The organism is Klebsiella sp. GW_Kp181, assembly GCF_040062315.1.
GTDB lineage: Bacteria > Pseudomonadota > Gammaproteobacteria > Enterobacterales > Enterobacteriaceae > Klebsiella > Klebsiella oxytoca.
The window spans coordinates 214,672-233,877 of the sequence record NZ_JBEAFR010000002.1 but is presented as its reverse complement, the minus strand read 5'-3'; the positions used below and the strand labels follow the sequence as shown (position 1 = coordinate 233,877).

At 57.2% G+C, this 19,206-nt stretch carries 16 protein-coding genes; 8 read left to right on the top strand and 8 right to left on the bottom strand.

The annotated features are described in order from the left end of the window. Nucleotides 1–2 precede the first annotated feature (2 nt). Nucleotides 3–776 (top strand): benzoate diol dehydrogenase BenD, encoded by a 774-nt coding sequence (benD, locus tag ABLV11_RS02655; protein ID WP_004101916.1) that lies wholly within the window; start codon nucleotides 3–5, stop codon nucleotides 774–776. On the opposite strand, the gene yddG is transcribed toward benD, so the two are convergent. Next, on the bottom strand, nucleotides 773–1,651 hold the full coding sequence (gene yddG, locus ABLV11_RS02650) for an aromatic amino acid DMT transporter YddG (protein ID WP_064372073.1): 879 nt from the start codon (nucleotides 1,649–1,651) through the stop codon (nucleotides 773–775). The two genes, benD and yddG, sit on opposite strands and share 4 nt — an antisense overlap. A 226-nt stretch (nucleotides 1,652–1,877) precedes the next feature. Here yddG and fdnG point away from each other — a divergent pair, with 226 nt between their 5' ends. The 5 genes from fdnG to araJ all read left to right on the top strand — a co-directional run bounded on the left by fdnG (nucleotide 1,878) and on the right by araJ (nucleotide 8,740). Then, nucleotides 1,878–4,925, top strand: a complete 3,048-nt coding sequence (fdnG, locus tag ABLV11_RS02645; RefSeq protein WP_348855156.1) for a formate dehydrogenase-N subunit alpha — start codon at nucleotides 1,878–1,880, stop codon at nucleotides 4,923–4,925. An 11-nt stretch (nucleotides 4,926–4,936) separates the two neighbouring features. Continuing rightward, the gene (fdxH, locus tag ABLV11_RS02640) at nucleotides 4,937–5,821 is read left to right on the top strand and encodes a formate dehydrogenase subunit beta (RefSeq protein WP_004101920.1); all 885 of its coding nucleotides are present in this window, start codon (nucleotides 4,937–4,939) and stop codon (nucleotides 5,819–5,821) included. Beyond that, on the top strand, nucleotides 5,814–6,470 hold the full coding sequence (fdnI, locus tag ABLV11_RS02635) for a formate dehydrogenase-N subunit gamma (protein WP_004101923.1): 657 nt from the start codon (nucleotides 5,814–5,816) through the stop codon (nucleotides 6,468–6,470). The genes fdxH and fdnI overlap by 8 nt, the downstream gene beginning before the upstream one ends. A 391-nt stretch (nucleotides 6,471–6,861) precedes the next feature. Then, nucleotides 6,862–7,203: a hypothetical protein gene (locus tag ABLV11_RS02630; RefSeq protein ID WP_004112879.1), complete on the top strand. Its 342-nt coding sequence runs from the start codon at nucleotides 6,862–6,864 to the stop codon at nucleotides 7,201–7,203. 385 nt (nucleotides 7,204–7,588) lie between these two features. Beyond that, nucleotides 7,589–8,740, top strand: coding sequence for an MFS transporter AraJ (gene araJ, locus ABLV11_RS02625; protein ID WP_126489098.1), 1,152 nt, complete (start codon nucleotides 7,589–7,591; stop codon nucleotides 8,738–8,740). A gap of 16 nt (nucleotides 8,741–8,756) precedes the next feature. On the opposite strand, the gene ABLV11_RS02620 is transcribed toward araJ, so the two are convergent. The 7 genes from ABLV11_RS02620 to adhP form a co-directional block, all read right to left on the bottom strand. Then, nucleotides 8,757–9,848 (bottom strand): alkylhydroperoxidase domain protein, encoded by a 1,092-nt coding sequence (locus ABLV11_RS02620; RefSeq protein WP_126489099.1) that lies wholly within the window; start codon nucleotides 9,846–9,848, stop codon nucleotides 8,757–8,759. A 9-nt stretch (nucleotides 9,849–9,857) separates the two neighbouring features. Further along, nucleotides 9,858–10,847 (bottom strand): putative FMN-dependent luciferase-like monooxygenase, encoded by a 990-nt coding sequence (locus ABLV11_RS02615; protein WP_016807814.1) that lies wholly within the window; start codon nucleotides 10,845–10,847, stop codon nucleotides 9,858–9,860. Further along, nucleotides 10,844–12,448 carry an ABC transporter ATP-binding protein gene (locus ABLV11_RS02610; RefSeq protein WP_348855153.1) on the bottom strand — a complete coding sequence of 535 codons (1,605 nt, stop codon included), beginning with the start codon at nucleotides 12,446–12,448 and terminating at the stop codon, nucleotides 10,844–10,846. Before ABLV11_RS02610 ends, ABLV11_RS02615 begins: the two co-directional genes overlap by 4 nt. Next, on the bottom strand, nucleotides 12,445–13,296 hold the full coding sequence (locus ABLV11_RS02605; protein WP_004101938.1) for an ABC transporter permease: 852 nt from the start codon (nucleotides 13,294–13,296) through the stop codon (nucleotides 12,445–12,447). Before ABLV11_RS02605 ends, ABLV11_RS02610 begins: the two co-directional genes overlap by 4 nt. Continuing rightward, the gene (locus tag ABLV11_RS02600) at nucleotides 13,293–14,237 is read right to left on the bottom strand and encodes an ABC transporter permease (protein WP_134882709.1); all 945 of its coding nucleotides are present in this window, start codon (nucleotides 14,235–14,237) and stop codon (nucleotides 13,293–13,295) included. The genes ABLV11_RS02605 and ABLV11_RS02600 overlap by 4 nt, the downstream gene beginning before the upstream one ends. A gap of 10 nt (nucleotides 14,238–14,247) precedes the next feature. Next, nucleotides 14,248–15,870, bottom strand: a complete 1,623-nt coding sequence (locus tag ABLV11_RS02595; protein WP_004112896.1) for a TIGR04028 family ABC transporter substrate-binding protein — start codon at nucleotides 15,868–15,870, stop codon at nucleotides 14,248–14,250. Nucleotides 15,871–16,164: 294 nt separating this feature from the next. Beyond that, a complete protein-coding gene (gene adhP / locus ABLV11_RS02590) occupies nucleotides 16,165–17,175 on the bottom strand; it encodes an alcohol dehydrogenase AdhP (protein WP_163528879.1) in 1,011 nt (336 codons plus the stop codon). A 257-nt stretch (nucleotides 17,176–17,432) separates the two neighbouring features. On the opposite strand from adhP, the gene ABLV11_RS02585 reads away from it, so the two are divergent. Together ABLV11_RS02585 and ABLV11_RS02580 are read left to right on the top strand one after the other, a co-directional pair. Next, nucleotides 17,433–18,032, top strand: coding sequence for an inorganic diphosphatase (locus tag ABLV11_RS02585; RefSeq protein ID WP_004101946.1), 600 nt, complete (start codon nucleotides 17,433–17,435; stop codon nucleotides 18,030–18,032). 198 nt (nucleotides 18,033–18,230) lie between these two features. After that, the gene (locus ABLV11_RS02580; RefSeq protein ID WP_148407641.1) at nucleotides 18,231–19,199 is read left to right on the top strand and encodes a helix-turn-helix domain-containing GNAT family N-acetyltransferase; all 969 of its coding nucleotides are present in this window, start codon (nucleotides 18,231–18,233) and stop codon (nucleotides 19,197–19,199) included. Nucleotides 19,200–19,206: the final 7 nt, after the last annotated feature.

Genomic DNA, 19,206 nt, shown 5'->3' with positions numbered 1-19,206 from the left:
CGATGCGATTTAACCATAAAGTCGTGGCCATTACCGGCGCCGCGCAGGGGATTGGCCGACAGACCGCAGAGCAAGCGGCGCGTGAGGGTGCGCGGCTGCTATTGATTGACCGATCTCGCTATGTTCACGAACTGGCGGCGGCGCTGAACGCCGCCGGTTGCCAGGCGCTGGCGCTGGAAGCCGATCTTGAACAATGGGAAAGTACCGAGCGGGCATTCGCCAACGGCGTGGCCCATTTTGGCCACCTGGATGTATTGATTAACAATGTCGGCGGCACCATCTGGGCGCGGCCGTTTGCGGAATATCAGCCGGATCAGATAGAGAAGGAGATTCGCCGCTCGCTGTTTCCGACCCTGTGGGGCTGTCGGGCTGCGCTACCGTGGATGCTGAAGCAGGGCAAGGGCAGTATCGTTAATATTTCGTCGGTGGCAACGGCGGGCGTGAACCGGGTGCCTTATTCCGCAGCGAAAGGCGGCGTTAATGCGTTGACCCGTTCGCTAGCCCTGGAATATAGCGCAAACGGGATCCGCATTAACGCCGTGGCGCCGGGGGGCACCGAGGCGCCTGCGCGCCGGACGCCGCGGAATGAGGAGCTGCCGTCGGCGCAGGAGCAGACGTGGTATCAGCAGGTGGTCGATCAGACGGTGGCGAGCAGCCTGATGCATCGCTACGGTACGCTGGCGGAACAGGCCAATGCCATCCTGTTTCTCGCCAGCGATGAGGCCAGCTACATCACCGGCGTGACGCTGCCGGTCGCCGGCGGCGACCTCGGTTAGCGCCGGGTCGCCTGCCAGCAGAGCAGGGAGCCAGCGCACACCATGCCGGCGCCCTGCCAGAACGACCACGAGAGCGCGGCGCTGAGCAGTACCGCCGCCAGCGCGGAGGAGAGCACCGGCGTAAAGTAGGAGGCGGCGGCTAACAGGCTGACGTTGCCGTGCAGGATGCCGACGTTCCACGCCGCATAGCCCAGGCCCAGGGCAATGGACAGCGCGATCAGTTTGACTATTACCGGCCAGCTAAAGACCATGGGCGGCTGTTCGCTGAACAGAAACTTTAGCCACAGGGTCAGGGCGGTAAGCAGAACAAACAGAGTGATGCCGTTTTTGCCTTGTGCATATTTAGCGGTGACCGTGCAGTAGGCCGCCCAGATAAATGCGCCGACGAACGCCAGAATATAGCTCAGCGGGCTGGAAACCACGTTGCTGATAATTTCGTCAATGTTCAGGCCATGCTCACCGCCTAATACCCAGGTGACGCCGAATAAAGCCAGCAATAACCCTGGGATAACCAGCCAGTTGCTTTTTTGATTGTTAAAGACAATGGCAAATAAAATCGTCAGGCTGGGCCACAGATAATTGACCATGCCCACTTCAATCGCCTGCTGGCGGGTTCCGGCTAATCCTACCGACAGCGCGAGGCATATTTCATAACTGACAAACAGCACGCTGCCTGCCAGCAAATAAGGGCGGGGGATCTGACGTATTTGCGGAAAACCGACGGTAAAGATGAGCAAAAGGCCGCTCAGGCTGTAGATCATCGCCGCGCCGCCTACCGGACCAAGCCCTTCGCTTACGCCACGAATCAGCCCGACCATGGTGCTCCAGAGGACGATGGCGGCGAATCCAATTAGCGTGGCTTTTTTCTTCTCCATATTTAACCTGATGTTGGTTCAAACGCAGTCGGCTTTTATAACACTTTTTTTTCGCCCTCGGGGGATATTTTCCACAGCGCTTAATCCTAATGGAGTAATGAAATTCGGCGCGGCTGACTATTAAGGGGGCATGGGGTCAGGACATTGATTTGACGCAAATAAAACAGGGTTATTGCTGTTAATTTCCACTCCCGCAATGAATAGACATCCCGCATGGAGGGGAACAATGGACGTCAGCCGCAGAAAGTTTTTTAAAATCTGCGCAGGCGGTATGGCCGGAACAACAGCCGCTGCATTGGGTTTTGCGCCCAAAATGGCCCTGGCTCAGGCGCGTAATTACAAGTTGCTGCGCGCCAAAGAGATCCGCAACACCTGCACATACTGCTCCGTGGGCTGCGGGCTATTAATGTATAGCCTGGGCGACGGCGCGAAAAACGCGAAAGAAGCGATTTATCACATTGAAGGGGATCCGGACCATCCGGTGAGCCGCGGCGCGCTGTGCCCGAAAGGCGCAGGGCTGCTGGACTATGTCCATAGCGACAACCGTCTGCGCTATCCGCAATACCGCGCGCCGGGTTCGGATAAATGGCAGCGCATCTCCTGGGATGAAGCATTTACCCGTATCGCTAAATTGATGAAAGCCGACCGTGATGCCAACTTTATTGAGAAAAACGAGCAGGGCGTGACGGTTAACCGCTGGCTGTCCACCGGGATGCTGTGCGCGTCGGCGGCCAGCAATGAGACCGGCATGCTAACGCAAAAATTCGTGCGCTCGCTCGGCATGCTGGCGGTAGATAACCAGGCGCGCGTCTGACACGGACCAACGGTAGCAAGTCTTGCTCCAACATTTGGTCGCGGTGCGATGACCAACCACTGGGTTGATATTAAAAACGCCAATGTCGTGGTGGTAATGGGCGGTAACGCCGCCGAAGCCCATCCGGTGGGATTCCGCTGGGCGATGGAGGCAAAAAACAACAATGATGCGACGCTGATTGTCGTTGACCCGCGCTTTACGCGTACGGCGTCGGTGGCCGATATTTATGCGCCGATCCGTTCCGGTACCGACATTACCTTCCTGTCGGGCGTGCTGCTGTACCTGATCGAAAATAACAAAGTCAATGCCGAGTACGTTAAACACTATACCAACGCCAATCTGCTGGTGCGCGACGATTTTGCCTTCGAAGATGGCCTGTTCAGCGGCTACGATGCCGAAAAGCGTCAGTACGATAAGTCTTCGTGGAACTATCAGTTCGACGAAAATGGCTTCGCGATGCGTGATGAAACGCTGCAGCATCCGCGCTGCGTATGGAACCTGCTGAAGCAGCACGTTTCGCGCTATACGCCGGAGGTGGTGGAGAACATCTGCGGTACGCCAAAAGCGGACTTCCTGAAAGTGTGCGAAGTGCTGGCCTCAACCAGCGCGGCGGACCGGACCACCACTTTCCTCTATGCGCTGGGCTGGACGCAGCATACCGTCGGCGCGCAGAACATCCGCACCATGGCGATGATTCAGCTGCTGCTCGGCAATATGGGGATGGCGGGAGGCGGGGTCAACGCGCTGCGCGGGCACTCCAATATCCAGGGGTTAACCGATTTAGGCCTGCTTTCGACCAGCCTGCCGGGCTACCTGACGCTGCCGTCGGAACAGCAGGTTGATCTGCAAAGCTATCTCGCTGCCAATACGCCGAAGGCGACGCTGCCCGAACAGGTGAACTACTGGAGCAACTACCCGAAGTTCTTCGTCAGCCTGATGAAATCTTTCTATGGCGACGCGGCGCAAAAAGAGAACGACTGGGGCTTCCACTGGCTGCCGAAATGGGACCAGGCTTATGACGTTATCAAGTATTTCAATATGATGGATAACGGCAACGTCACGGGCTATATCTGTCAGGGATTCAATCCGGTGGCGTCCTTCCCGGACAAAAACAAGGTGGTCCGCAGCCTGAGCAAGCTGAAGTACATGGTGGTTATCGACCCGCTGGTGACCGAAACCTCGACCTTCTGGCAAAACCACGGCGAGTCGAACGATGTTGACCCGGCAGCGATTCAGACCGAGGTCTTCCGCCTGCCGTCCACCTGCTTTGCCGAAGAGGATGGTTCCATCGCCAACTCCGGGCGCTGGCTACAGTGGCACTGGAAGGGCCAGGACGCGCCGGGCGAAGCGCGCAACGACGGCGAAATTCTGGCCGGGATTTACCACCGCCTGCGCGAGATGTATCGCACCGAGGGCGGCAGAGGCGTCGAGCCGCTGCTGAAGATGGGGTGGCACTACAAGCAGCCGGATCGTCCGGAATCAGAAGAGGTCGCGAAAGAGAACAACGGCTACGCGCTGGCGGATCTCTACGACGCTAAAGGCGCGCCGCTGGCGAAGAAAGGCCAGCTGTTGAACAGCTTCGCGCTGCTGCGCGATGACGGTACCACCGCGTCGTCTTGTTGGATCTATACCGGCAGCTGGACCGAGCAGGGCAATCAGATGGCTAACCGCGATAACGCCGACCCGTCAGGTCTTGGCAATACGCTCGGCTGGGCATGGGCGTGGCCGCTCAACCGGCGGGTGCTGTACAACCGCGCGTCGGCGGATATGAACGGCAAGCCGTGGGATGCGAAGCGAATGCTGATCCAGTGGAACGGTAGCAAGTGGGTTGGCAACGATATTCCGGACTTCAATACCGCGCCTCCGGGCAGCAAAACCGGGCCGTTTATTATGCAGCCGGAAGGTCTGGGGCGTCTGTTTGCCCTGAATAAGCTGGCGGAAGGTCCGTTCCCGGAACACTACGAACCGATGGAAACGCCGCTTGGCACCAATCCGCTGCACCCGAGCGTGGTCTCCAGCCCGGTGGTACGTCTGTATGAAGAAGATGCCCTGCGTTTAGGTAAGAAGGACAAATTCCCGTACGTCGGCACCACCTATCGTCTGACCGAGCATTTTCATACCTGGACCAAGCATGCGCGGCTCAATGCGATTGCGCAGCCGGAGCAGTTTGTCGAAATCAGCGAAGGCCTGGCGAAAGCGAAAGGGATCGCCAATGGCGATCGGGTGACGGTCAGCAGCATGCGCGGCTTTATTCGCGCGGTGGCGGTGGTGACGCGTCGTCTGCAAACGCTCAACGTCAACGGTCAGCAGGTGGAAACCGTCGGTATTCCGCTGCACTGGGGTTTTGAAGGAGTGGCCCGCAAAGGTTACATCGCCAATACCCTGACGCCGAACGTCGGGGATTCCAACTCGCAGACGCCGGAGTATAAGGCGTTTCTGGTCAACATCGAGAAAGCGTAAGGAGCGAAGCAATGGCGATGGAAACCCAGGACATCATTAAACGCTCCGCCACCAATCCGATCACCCCCGCGCCGCGCGCGCGGGATTTTAAGGCGGAAGTGGCAAAGCTGATTGATGTCTCCTCCTGCGTAGGCTGCAAAGCCTGCCAGGTGGCCTGTTCCGAGTGGAACGATATCCGCGATGAAGTCGGGCACTGCGTCGGGGTTTACGACAATCCCGCCGATCTGAGCGCCAAATCCTGGACGGTAATGCGCTTTAGCGAAACCGAGCAGAACGGCAAGCTGGAGTGGCTGATTCGCAAAGACGGCTGTATGCACTGTGAGGATCCGGGCTGCCTGAAGGCGTGCCCGTCCGCCGGAGCGATTATTCAGTACGCAAACGGCATCGTCGACTTTCAGCAGGAAAACTGCATCGGCTGCGGCTACTGCATTGCCGGATGCCCTTTTAACGTCCCGCGCCTCAATAAAGAGGATAACCGGGTCTATAAGTGCACCCTGTGCGTCGATCGGGTCAGCGTTGGCCAGGAACCGGCCTGCGTGAAAACCTGCCCAACCGGCGCGATTCACTTCGGCAGCAAGCAAGAGATGCTGGAAGTGGCCAACGAGCGTGTGGAAAAACTGAAGAAACGCGGCTATTCCCATGCCGGGGTGTATAACCCGCCTGGCGTCGGCGGCACCCACGTGATGTACGTGCTGCATCATGCGGACCAGCCGGAGCTGTACCATAACCTGCCGAAGGAGCCGCAGATAGATACCTCGATAAATCTGTGGAAAGGCGCGCTGAAGCCGCTCTCCGCCGTTGGCTTTATCGCCACCTTTGCCGGGCTGATCTATCACTACATCGGGATTGGGCCGAACAAGGAAGCGGATGACGATGAGGAGGAGCATGATGAGTAAATCGAAAATGATTGTGCGCACGAAGTTTATTGACCGCGCCTGTCACTGGACGGTGGTCATCTGCTTTTTCCTGGTGGCGCTGTCGGGGATCTCGTTTTTCTTCCCGACGCTGCAGTGGCTGACCGAAACCTTCGGTACCCCGCAGATGGGGCGTATTCTGCATCCGTTCTTCGGGGTTCTGATTTTCGTGGCCCTGATGTTTATGTTCGTGCGCTTTGTCCACCATAATATTCCCGACAAACAGGATATTCCCTGGCTGAAAGGGATTATCGAGGTGCTTAAGGGCAATGAGCATAAAGTGGCGCGGGTAGGGAAATACAACGCTGGCCAGAAAATGATGTTCTGGACGATCATGAGCATGATATTTGTGCTGCTGGTCACCGGGGTGATTATCTGGCGGCCTTATTTTGCCCACTATTTCCCGATTCAGGTTATTCGCTATAGTCTGCTGATTCACGCAACGTCGGCCATTATTCTTATCCATGCGATTCTGATCCATATGTATATGGCATTCTGGGTTAAAGGATCGATTAAAGGCATGATTGAAGGTAAGGTGAGCCGACGCTGGGCGAAGAAGCATCATCCGCGCTGGTATCGCGACGTGGAGCGCCTGGAAGCGAAAAGGGAAAATCGCGAAGGGCTGAAGTAAGCCTTAACGTATTACCCGTTCCGGTTAATGCCGGAACGGGGGTTAATATCCTCAGGGGCATCAATTAGCTCACCTCTGACAGCGTTGAAAACATTGTCTCATCTATTTATGCCCGGGCGCGCGCTCTGACGGGCTCTCTTTTTCTGACGACAGATATTTCCCTTTTTCCCATTAAGTCAGTTGGGTCGCTGTTTCAACGTAGCGCTATTAACGTCATTATCCGTTGTCTCTATAAAAAACGCTATCATTCAGGCGGATTCTTGCGTATTTTGCGCGGCGGCTTCCACAGAAAAGAAAATTACTGAAATTAATATTGTGGGTTGTCTTTACGCAGCGATAAAGAGTAAGCTGTATACGGTTCAAGGAATTCCGGGTTATATTTGAGTAAAAAATGGAAGATGCTAAATTAATAAAAATCATGCATGAAAGTGGCTTTACAGATAAGCAGATCGACAAGTTAACGGCGAGATATAAGACGCTTTTATACTGTGCCGTTGACGAAGCGGCATCGCGCTTGCCCAGGGCAATATTTGTCCATGTATTCGTTCTTTTAATTATCGGGATCGGCATCCTGAAAGCGGTACATGAAGGGACCTGGCATCCTGCGCAGCTCATTATTTTCGCGCTACCGCTGGTCGTCGCCTGTGGAGTATCGCATCACTTCGCTCCGCTAAGTGAGGTATACAAAGCAGCAAAGGTGATGAAAAAGATCAAACATCAGCAGGTTCACTAATTCACTTGCGGATGAAGCGTTAACGGCGACTGACTGCCCGAGGCAATAAAATCATGAAAGCCATGCTTCGCTATTTTTTAAAGGATATTTATGACGGCATTCGCACTCACGTAATATTAATCTGCGCAATAGTACTTACAGGGCTTATTTACCGGGCTTTCGATTTTGACGTTTGGTTCACGCCTGTCGTTGTCATTGTTATATTGGTTGCCCATTGGGTATTAAGCCAATTCAGGATTTAATGATTGCTGTTTTTATGAACGTTCGATATGAAGTAATCACGCTGTTTTATGGATAAACAGGTTGCGGAAGGTTTTAAACTGGTTTACCGCCAGAGAATGCATAATAATGCGACCGGTAAAATCCATAACAAGTGATTAGATGTATGAAAAAGACTATTTTTTCGTTAGCGCTTGGCACTTTTGGTCTCGGAATGGCGGAATTTGGCATCATGGGGGTATTACCTGAAATTGCCCGTGATGTCGGCATATCCATTCCTGCCGCAGGCAACATGATTTCATATTATGCGTCCGGCGTCGTGATCGGCGCGCCGGTGATGGCGATATTCTCCAGCCGCTTTTCACTAAAATCAGTGATGCTGTTTCTCGTAGCGCTATGCATTATCGGCAACGCCATCTTCACGTTCTCCTCCAGCTACTCGATGCTGGCGCTGGGGCGCCTCATCTCCGGGTTTCCGCACGGCGCATTCTTTGGCGTGGGCGCGATCATTCTGTCGAAAATTGCGCCGCCAGGCAAGGTTACCGCAGCGGTGGCGGGGATGATCGCCGGGATGACCGTCGCCAACCTGCTGGGGGTACCGGGAGGAACCTGGCTTGGCCATCAGTTCAGCTGGCGCTATACCTTCCTGGCGATTGCGGTCTTTGACGTCGCGGTGCTGGTGTCCATCGCCTGGTGGGTGCCGACGTTATTTGATAAATCAACCACGCGCTTGCGCTCGCAATTTCATTTTTTAACCTCGCCTGCGCCGTGGTTAATTTTTGCCGCCACCCTGTTCGGCAATGCCGGCGTCTTCGCGTGGTTTAGCTATATTAAGCCGTTTATGATCAACGTCTCCGGCTTCGGTGAAAGCGCCATCATAATGATTATGATGCTGGTGGGTCTGGGGATGGTTCTGGGGAATTTATTTAGCGGTAAAGTTTCCGCACGCTACAGTCCGTTACGTATTGCCGCCGTGACGGATGGCGTTATCGTTTTGACCTTATTACTCCTGTTCCTGCTGGGTCAGAATAAAACCGCCTCACTAACCCTGGCGTTTATCTGCTGCGCGGCGCTGTTTGCCCTGTCGGCGCCGCTGCAAATCATGCTGCTGCAAAATGCCAAAGGCGGCGAGATGCTGGGCGCGGCGGGGGGCCAGATCGCCTTTAATCTTGGTAGCGCCATCGGGGCGCTGTTCGGCGGGATGATGATTACGGCCGGCCTTGGCTGGCGTTCTGTTGCCTTACCGGCCGCGCTGCTTTCGTTTCTTGCGCTCAGTTCACTGCTGATTTATGCCCGCTATCAGCAGCGTTCTGTCTGACGAAATCCGCAGGCGGCTAATCCTGCCACGGCTCCCCGAGGGTCAGCATTAACCGGTTGGCCCAGGCGAAGAAGGCTGCCGATTGCAGCAGATCCAGTTGGGCGAGGGTATCCAGCTGTTGCTGTTCGACGGCCGCAAGGTGGCTCGCGGCCAGGGCGGGAGGGGTAACGGAAATCGCTGCGGCAAAATCAATGAGCGCCTGCCAGCGCGGCGTCTGCCCATCGCTCAGCTTCTCTCCCGGGGTCACCGCCAGCAGGGTCTCTACCGCCGTTTCATCTTTCGCTAACTGCGCGGCCTTGCGAGCATGCACCGAGGCGCAATAAATACAACCGTTGATTTTACTCGCTACCGTCGCCGCCAGCTCGCGTTCGGCGCGCGGCAGGCCGCCGGGAGTATAAAAAATCCCTTTATCGGTTAACGTACGCTGCTCCAGCACCGGCTGGTTGCGCGCCAGCAGGCGGAAGTAGGGCGAGTCGCTGTGGCCGAATTTCGCCAGCAGCGCCTGCTCATCCGGGGTAAATTCCGCCAGCGGTTTAGCCGCCAGCCAGGGTTCCCAGTGCAGTTCATCGCGGGTGAAGCGCACCGGCGCGCGTTTACCGCTGAGGGTTTGCGGTGAGGTATGCCAGAATCCGGCTACGACCGGGGTCCCGGCAACCGGGGCGCTTTTACCGTTGAGCAGGCGTAGACCGTTCAGCAGACGACTCTGGAAGCTGACAAACGCAATCAGCTGGGCCAGCGTCACGATAGCGCGCGGGCTCCATCCGGCGCGGGTTAATACCTCCAGAGCCGAAGGCGTGGCTTCTACCGGCGCGAAGGTCAACAGCCGGGCAAAGGCCTGCGCCGGAACCAGCCGCGGCGAGGTCGGATCGGCAATCCCAAACCCGGCATAGTGGGCGGCCAGCGCATCGCTCTCATGCAGCTTCGCTACCCTGGCGGCAACGGCAAAACGTTCGTCGAGCGGAAAGTCGTTATCCTGCTGACCGAACAGCGCTTCATAGCTTCCCTGAGCATGATGGGTGGCTGCCTCGCGCACGGCTCTCGCCGCCGCTAAGGCGGAATCGGGGGCAATTTCTGCCAGTTCGGCCAATATATCCTGACTGAGCGTCATGGTGACTCCTTATCGTATCTGCGGGGCAATATGCTGAGCGATCAGTTCAATGGAACGAAGCGTGTCGCGGTGCGAGGGTTCAACGGAGTGCACCTGGAACGAAATATCGGTTACCCGCCGTAGGACGCTATCGCGCCCAAGCGAAGCGGCGACGTGCTGCGGGTCGCCAACGTGCGCGTCAAGCTGCGGCAAAAAATCAGTGACAGTGTCACCAATAATATGATGACCTGCGGCGCGATGCTGGGCCGCCTGCTGGCGCAGACCGGGTTCTGCGACCTGCAGCGCATACTGCTGGCTATCGGCGACAAAGGCCGTCCGCGAGGCGAGGATCCGTGGCTCGACGCCCGGCGGCAGCGCGGCGAGATAGGCGTCAATAATCGGATTCTGGATAGCGTCCAGCGGCAGCGTGGGCTGCCCTGAAGGACGCGGCTGGGTACGCGAAAGCATCAGGCCGTGTCCGGCCTGAGCCGCGCGCACCGCGCCCTCAACGGAAAAGGTGGCAATCCAGATACGCTCCGCCAACTGCGGTGCCTGGGGATAAAGATGATTATCCGGATGCGAAAGTGAATCTCCGCGCCAGGCGCTTTGAATCAGATGCAGGTGTTCGGCAAAGACTGCGCTGCGCTGGTCGATGGTCAATCCAAAGGGTAAAAACGAGGTCGGCGTGCCGCCAGACCCGAAGCCCACCTCCAGTCGTCCATCGGCGAGCAGATCCAGCACCGCCGCATCCTCGGCAACCCGCAGCGGGTTTTCCATCGGCAGGGTGATAATGGCGGTTCCCAGGCGAATGCGCTCCGTATGCGCTGCCGCGTGGGCGAGAAAGACCAGCGGCGACGGCAGGCCGCCTTCGTGCTCATGAAAATGGTGCTGAGCGACCCAGGCGCTGTCAAAACCCAGTCGTTCGGCGTGGCGAATTTGTTCGGTAGCCAGCCGATAGCGCTCACCTGGCGCGACGTGGTCCAGCAGGCGAGTGAAAAAACCCAGTCGTTTACGCGTCATGCGACCTCCTTGTTCGAGGGGGAAAAGTGGGGAATAGCGGCAATAAGCTCGCGGGTATACTCATGCTGCGGAGCGCTGAACAGTCGGCCGACATCGCCATGTTCAATAACCTGGCCCGCCCGCAGTACCGTCACGCTGTGGGCGATACGGCGAACCGTCGCCAAATCGTGGGTGATAAACAGATAGGTCAATCCCAGCTGTTGCTGCAGCTGCTGCAGCAAGGCGAGAATTTGCGCCTGGACGGTAACGTCCAGCGCCGAAGTCGCTTCATCGAGGACAAGGATCGTCGGTTCAAGGATTAGGGCGCGGGCGATAGCCACCCGCTGCCGCTGCCCGCCGGATAGCTCACGGGCGGTTCGCGACAGCAGCTCCGGAGCGAGCGCCACGCGAGCGGCGACCGTTTCGACGCGCTGGCGTCGTATTCCGGCGCTGAAGCGGTCGAAGTTCTTTAACGGCTCTTCAATGATTTCAAACAGCGTTTGCCGTGGATCAAGAGAGGCAAAGGGGTTCTGATAGACAAACTGAATTTTACGCCGTAGCTGGCGGAGCGCCTCCCGACTGAGATGCCCGGCATCAATACCATCGATGGCAATCTGGCCGCTATCCGCCTTTTCGAATCCCAGCAGGATCCGCGCAAGTGTCGTTTTGCCAGAACCGGACTCACCAACCAGCGCGTGCGTGCAGCCGCGCTTAACCTCAAAACTCACGGCGTCCAGCGCCTGCAAATGCGCCCGGCCTAATGAGAAGCGCTTGCTGATGTCGTCGACGCGAATCGCCGGCGTAGCCAGTACGCGACCGCCGGAGGGAGCCATGGTCAGCGTCGGGCCGTGAAGATCGCTGAGCAGCTGGCGAGTATAGGCATGCTGCGGCGTCCGTACCACATCGCGGGTCGCGCCTTGCTCCTGAATTTCGCCATGACGAAAGACCAGCAGGCGGTCGGCACGCTCGGCTGCCAGCGCCAGATCGTGAGTGACGAACAGCACCGCCGTGCCGGATTCCCGGCGCAGGGTATCCAGCAGATCGAGGATCCGCTTCTGTACCGTCACGTCAAGGGCGCTGGTTGGCTCATCAGCAATGATTAAATCCGGTTTCAGAGCGATGGCGATGGCAATCAGCACTCGCTGCTTCATGCCGCCTGAAAGCTGGTGCGGATATTGATCGAAGCGCTGCTCCGGGTGGCTCAGTCCAACCTTCGCCAGCAGCGCCAGTACCTGCGTTTTACGTTCCGCGGCGCTGCGTTTCTGATGGAGGCGCAGAATTTCACCTACCTGCGCGCCGATGGTTTTCACCGGATTGAGGGAGTTGCCTGGATCCTGGGGCACCAGGCTAATTCGCGCGCCGCGCAGGCCGTCGAGGCGTTTATCTGACCAGCCGCTAATATCTTCGCCGTTAATACTGATGCGCCCGCTGTCGCGCCGGGCATTCTCCGCCAGCAGACCCATTATCGCCTGGGCGGTAGTGGTTTTGCCCGAGCCGGATTCGCCGACGAACGCCAGCATTTCGCCGCGTTTTACCTGAAAACTGACGTTATGCACGACTTCACGCCATTCACTCTGCGAACGATAGCTGATGCGTAGGTTTTCTACGGTTAAAACATTCATCGGCGTTCTCCGCTAAATTGTCGGCTAATACGGTTGGCGGCAAGCACGACCGCAATCACCGCCATACCGGGAAGGGTCGTTAGCCACCAGGCGGTGGAGAGGTAGTTACGGCCTTCGGCGATCAGTAATCCCCACTCTGGTACCGGCGGCGGCGTGCCGTAGCCGAGAAAACTCAGGGTTGAGAGCGCCAGAACGGCCTGGCCGAACTGGAGCGTGGCGAAGGCCAGTACCGCGGTGAGCGAGTTGGGTAAAATATGCCGCCAGAAGACGGCAAAAAAGGTGCCGCCGCTGCCGTAGGCCGCTTCGACGTAATCGCTGCGCCGTACGCGTACGACTTCCGCGCGCGCCAGGCGGGCAAAGCTGGCTATTGCCGCCACCCCGACCGCGACGGCGGCGTTGAGGGTGCCGAAGCCGAGCAGAATAATGACCGTTAGGGACAGCAACAGGGATGGAATCGCCAGCAGTACGTCGACCAGCCGCATGACGATCGACTCCACGCGTCCCGCCAGCGCGCCGGCCAGCGTACCCAGCGCGGTTCCGATGATCAGGCCAATCGCCACTGCCGCCAGCGCAGCGGAGAGCGAATGGGCAGCGCCATAGACGATTCGACTCCACAGATCGCGACCAAGCTGGTCGGTGCCCAGCCAGTGACCCGCCTGGGGGGCCAGGCGCTGGGCGCCGGGGAAACCTTCCAACGGGTTATAAGCGGTAAACAGCTGCGGGACAACGGCCATCAGCGCAGCAACGATCATAATTGCCCAGGCCAGCAGCAGGCCGGGCTGGAAGCGTAGCGTGCGCCAGTCTGGCGAGCGGCGGCGGGCGGCGATTGCGTAATCAACCAGACTCATAGCGCACCTCCTTCAGCGGTTTTCAGGCGCGGGTCGAGCAGCGGCATCAGCAGGTCGACCAGCAGATTAATCAGGATAAAACCAAGGGCTGAGATCATCACCACCGCCTGCAGTACCGCGATATCCTGATTATTGACCGCCTGCTGCGTCAGCAGACCCAGCCCGCCGCGGCCAAACACGGTTTCAGTAATCAGAGCTCCGGCGATCAGTTCCCCTAGCAGCAGCCCGGCCATATTGAGCACCGGTAGTAGGGCATTGCCGGTAACGTGCCGCCACAGCACGCCGGTCTCGCTCATGCCTTTAGCACGAGCAACGGCCACAAACGGCAGCGCGGCGACCTGATCCAGACTGCGCATCAGAATCTGCGCCAGCGGAGCGGAAATCGGTACCGCGACGGCGACGACGGGCAGAATGAGTCCCTCAATCGGTCCCGGATTGATCACCGGTATCCAGCGCAGCTGAAAGGAGAAAAGCTGTATCAGGGCGATAGCGAGCCAGAACGTCGGCAGGGAGATAAACAGCACCGGCAGCGATTGCAGCGTATTGCTTAGCCAGCGCAGACCCGGCAGCCGTGAGGCGAAGGCGAGGGTAAAAGCCAGCGCCACCGCCAGCGCAAAGGCGGGGAGCGCGAGGCTTAGTGTCTGCGGCAGATTGCTGGCGATCAGCGCGCTCACCGGCAGTCCGGCCTGCAGCGAATAACCAAAATCCCCGCGCAGCATGGCGAAGAGGGTGTGGAGATACTGCTTCCACACCGGGCTATCGGCCCCCCAGGCGAGGCGCATTTCGGCGATCTGCTCAGGGCTGAGCCCCAGATCCGGATTCTGAAACTTGATCAGTACCGCATCGCCGGGCAGCACCTGTAAAAGGATGAAGGAGAGGGTAAATGCCGCCCATAGCACCAGTAAACCCTGGCCGGTTCGCCGCAGAAGATAATGGCTCATCGCAGGCTCCTCAGTGCTTTTCCAGCCACGCGCCATAGAACGACGGGCGGCCTACCGCTTCAAAACTGACGCCTTTCACCCACGGGGCGCCGGCGAAGACCTGCGGTTCTTCAAATATCGGGATCACGTAGGCATTATCCAGCAGATAGCGTTGGGCATCGCCGGTGAGCTGGAGCCGTTTTTGCGGTTCAACTTCGGCTGAAATCGCGCTCAGCAATGCGTTGAGCTTATCGTCGCGGAAGTCCTGTACTTTGTCGCTGGAGCCGCCTTTTTGCAGCAGCGCGTCGCGGTTAGTGGGGAAAAACATGCTTTTCACCACGTCGGGGTCGGCGCGGCCCACTTCCGACACGGTGAGCGGCGTTTTCAGCGGATCGAGGTTATCCAGCGTGCGGCTGCCGGCATCGCCGGCTTTGACCGCCAGCGCGACGCCGACCTGACGCCACTGCTGAGCGACAAGCTGCAAAACTTCTTTATTTTGCGGTTGCGGCAGAGATTCATAGACGGTTAAGGCCAGCCGCTGGCCATCTTTGACCCGAATACCATCGGCAGCCGGTTTCCAGCCTGCATCATCAAGCAGTTGTTTTGCTTTGGCCGGATCGAAAGCCAGCTTGTCGCTGAGGTTAACGTACCCGGCGGCGGTACTGGCGACGACGGAGGTCGCCTGCGGATAGTTGGCGGAGAACAGCGTTTCGACTATCTGCCTGGCGTCGGTGGCGTGCAGCAGCGCCTGACGAACGCGCAGGTCGGCAACCAGCGGATTATCCGGCCGGAAGCTCAGGCTATCGTTAACGCCGCGCGTGGGGGCAGCATAAATTTTAAAGCCCTGCCCGGTGGCCTGCTTTTCATCGTAGGCCTGTACCTGACGGATAAAGTCAGCCTGGCCCGCCAGCAGAGCGCCAATGCGCACGCCATCTTCAGGGGTAACGATGTAAGTGATGCCATCGAGATTAGCTGGCCCCTGCTGGGTGAGATTTTTCGGTCCCCATTGATAATCTTTGCGCGCGACCAGAGTGAGTTCGCGCCCCGGCTTTTCATCTTTTACCGTAAAAGGTCCGGAGCCAATAATATGGCGGGCATCGCCCAGCTCTTCAAAATTACGCGCCAGGGTACTGAGGGATACCAGCCCGGAGCCGATGGTGGCGGTGCCCTGCAGAAATCCCGGCGAGGGCTTTTTAAAGTAGAACTTTACCGTCAGCGGATCGATGACTTCGCTGCGATCGTAGTTATTAATGACCTCAGACACCGGCAGGCGGTGCGCTTTATCACCGAGGCCGTAGGTATCAAAGTTTTTGGCGACCGCCCTGGCGTCAAGCGGGGTGCCATCTGAGAAGGTCACCCCGGGGCGAAGCTTAAAGGTATATTCGGTTTTATCCGCGTTGGCGCTCCAGCTTTCGGCGATCCACGGCTCCACCTGCAGCGTTTTCGGGTTCTGCCAGGTGAGCTTATCGGTTATTTGATTAAGAATGCCGCCGTTGGGGTAGAAGCCACCGGCCGGTGGGTAAAGATTAGTATGCGGCTGCTGCTCCAGATAGATTAACGTACCGCCTTTAACCGGGGCGTCGGCGGCCCAGGCGGAAAACGCGCCGGTTAAAAATAGCGCCGCCAGCGCGGGCAGGCGAAAACGGATGTGCATGGTGAATTCCTTTGTTATCTCTTGTTTAGTCATCATCGGGCGCGCGTTTTAACAAAGGAAGTAAGGATTTGCGCTAAGCATTTGCGTAAAAAGCATTTATATCCTGCATACCACAGGCTGCGCATAGCGGGGAGAGCGTTGTTAATGAAGGTGGTAGCCGGTTCGATATTTATCGGCTGAACGATGATGAGCGTAAGAAAGGATTTCTGCCGGGCATCATGTAAATATGCGCAGCAGAGCTACGTGCATAAGGGGATAAATGGAACCTCTCCCGTAGCGAGAGAGGCGAGAAAATTAACGGCGGAAATCAATCACCATACGACCGCGAATTTGTCCCTGTTCCATCTCCTTAAAGATGGCGTTGATATCACCCAGCGGGCGCAGGGTGACCTTCGGTGCCACCTTACCCTCGGCGGCAAACTGGAAGGCTTCGGCCAGATCCTGGCGCGTACCCACCAGAGAACCAACCACCTCGATACCGTCCAGTACCAGGCGCGGAATATCCAGGCTCATGGCTTCCGGAGGCAGGCCGACGGCCACTACGCGTCCGCCGGCGCGAACCGCATCCACCGCAGAGTTAAACGCCGCTTTGGCGACCGCCGTCACGACTGCGGCATGGGCGCCGCCGGTTTTCTCGTGGATAATTTTGGCCGCGTCTTCGCTGCGGGAATTGATGGTCAGATCTGCGCCCATTTCTGCGGCCAGTTTCAGCTGTTCATCATTAACGTCAAGGGCGATGACCTTGGCGTTAAAAACGTTTTTCGCATATTGCAGGGCCAGGTTACCCAACCCGCCGAGGCCATAAATGGCGATCCACTGGCCGGGTTTGATATGGGAAACTTTTACCGCTTTATAGGTGGTGACCCCTGCGCAGGTGATGCTGCTGGCTGCCGCAGAATCAAGACCATCCGGCACTTTGACCGCGTAATCGGCAATGACGATACACTCTTCGGCCATCCCGCCATCAACGGTGTAGCCCGCATTTTTTACCGAACGGCACAGCGTTTCGTTACCGCTGTTACAATATTCACAGTGACCGCAGCCTTCGAAGAACCATGCGACGCTGGCGCGATCGCCCGGCTTGAGCGAGTGCACGCCAGGGCCGACCTGCTGCACCACGCCCACGCCTTCATGGCCCAGAATGACGCCGGTTTTATCGCCAAAATCGCCGTTCTTAACGTGCAGGTCGGTATGGCAGACGCCGCAGCAGTCCATTTTTAAAAGGGCTTCGCCGTGCTGTAATGGGCGAAGTGTTTTTTCCGTAACATTGACCTGATGATCTTGCGTGACGACGGCAGCTTTCATTCTGTTCTCCTTATTAAACATAAGCGTATTAACACAATATTTGTTTTTACGCATGTTAACCAATAGCTTAAATTGCCAATAAATCAAGGTAATAATAGATTTTTATGCTGGTTAAAGGTTCCTTTTGTTTGTTTTTCGAACAGTTTTTCTTATGTTTCTGCGCGTCATATTTATGTCACTTGCATGTCATGAAATTTTCATCCGCGATCTCTATCGTTCTGTTTTTCAATTTCTTATTAACGTAGAGCGACATGACAATGCATCTGGCGAAAACCCTCCTGGCCGCAGGCCTTCTGCTTTCTACCGCCGTTGAGGCGCAAAACGTGCTGGATTTTCCGCAGCCGAACAACAACCCTGAAGAGTTTTACGCCGTAACCGAAATCCCGGCAGGCGGCATTATCAAATACGAAACGGACGCCAAAACCGGCTTTCTTATCGCCGATCGTTTCCAGTCGATGCCGGTGGCCTATCCGGCTAACTACGGCTCGCTCACTCAATCGCTGGCAGGGGATGGCGATCCGCTGGACGTGGTGTTTTATACCCGCGCGCCGATGGCCCCGGGAACGCTGATTAAGCTGCGCGCGATTGGCGTGCTGAAGATGATTGATGGCGGCGAGAAGGACGACAAAATCATTGCCGTTCCGGCAAGTAAAATCGATCCAACCTACGATGACGTGATTAACATCAGCGATCTGCCGAAAATTGAGCAGGAGCGTCTGCAGGCTTTCTTCCGGGTTTACAAACAGCTGCCGGACGGACGCAAAAAAGTCGAGCTGGACGGCTTTAACGATGCCGCCGCCGCGAAACAGGAAATCAAAGCGGCATGGGAAGCGTGGAAAGAGAAAAATCCGCAATAAGTACAAAAGCGGGTAAAGCCGGCAAGCCTCTTTTTTCCCCGTAAGATGGGTATCGGCATGGTGTCACGCGCGAGTAAAGTGCAAGTATTCACCCCGTTCAGTTGAGGCCAGTTCAGGGAGGAGACAACACGGCGGCTTGACAGCACGCAGCGGAAAATGGTTGTATCATGCAACTATTGCTGAAAGAGCTGACCTCAGATGAACTCACCCGCGCTTGTTGATGAAATTCGTACCGCTTCCCGCCTGATGGTGCGTGAACTGGGCTTTATGAGCACCACGCTGGCCGCTACGGCGTACTCACCTTCGGCGGTACATACGCTTGTGGAAATTTCACTACGCGGCGCGATGACGGCCGCGCAGCTGGTGCAGATCCTGGGGCTGGAAAAGTCTAGCGTCAGCAGGATGCTTTCCCGTCTGCTTGCCGCCGGCGAACTTCAGGAAAAAACGTCCTCCCGCGACGGGCGGATTAAGCAGCTTGCGTTAACGGCGCAAGGTGCGGCTACGGTCGAAAAAATTAACGCCTACGGCGCTATGCGGGTAGTGGATGCGCTGGAACACCTGAGCGATGCGCAAAGACAGTGCGTCGCTCAGGGCCTCACAACCTGGGCCTGGGCGTTGGAAAAATGCCGCGACGTCGAGGCTACAGGCTCGAAAAAGACGATTGATATCGCTACCGGCTATCGGCCTGGAATGATTGGCCGCATAGCGCAAATGCACGGCGAGTATTATGCAAAACATTATCAGTTTGGTGCTTTTTTCGAGAGTAAAGTCGCCAGCGGGCTGGCGGAATTTTCAGCTCGTCTCGATAAACCGTGCAACCGTGTTTGGCTGGCCGTTCAGGGCGAGCAAATTGTCGGATCGGTAGCGATTGACGGCGAGGATCTGGGGAATAACCAGGCGCATCTGCGCTGGTTTATTCTCGACGATAGCTGCCGGGGTAGCGGCATTGGTCGGCGCCTGCTGAGCGAAGCCATGGCTTTTTGCGATAGCCGGGACTTTGCATCAGTACAGCTATGGACCTTCAGCGGCCTGCACGCCGCCCGCAGGCTGTATGAATCCTTTAGTTTCACGCTGGATAAAGAGTGGCAGGGCGAACAGTGGGGCAGGACGATGACCGAGCAGCAGTTTAGTCGAATCAAACCGCGACCGGCGACTCATGCTAAGTAAAACCCCG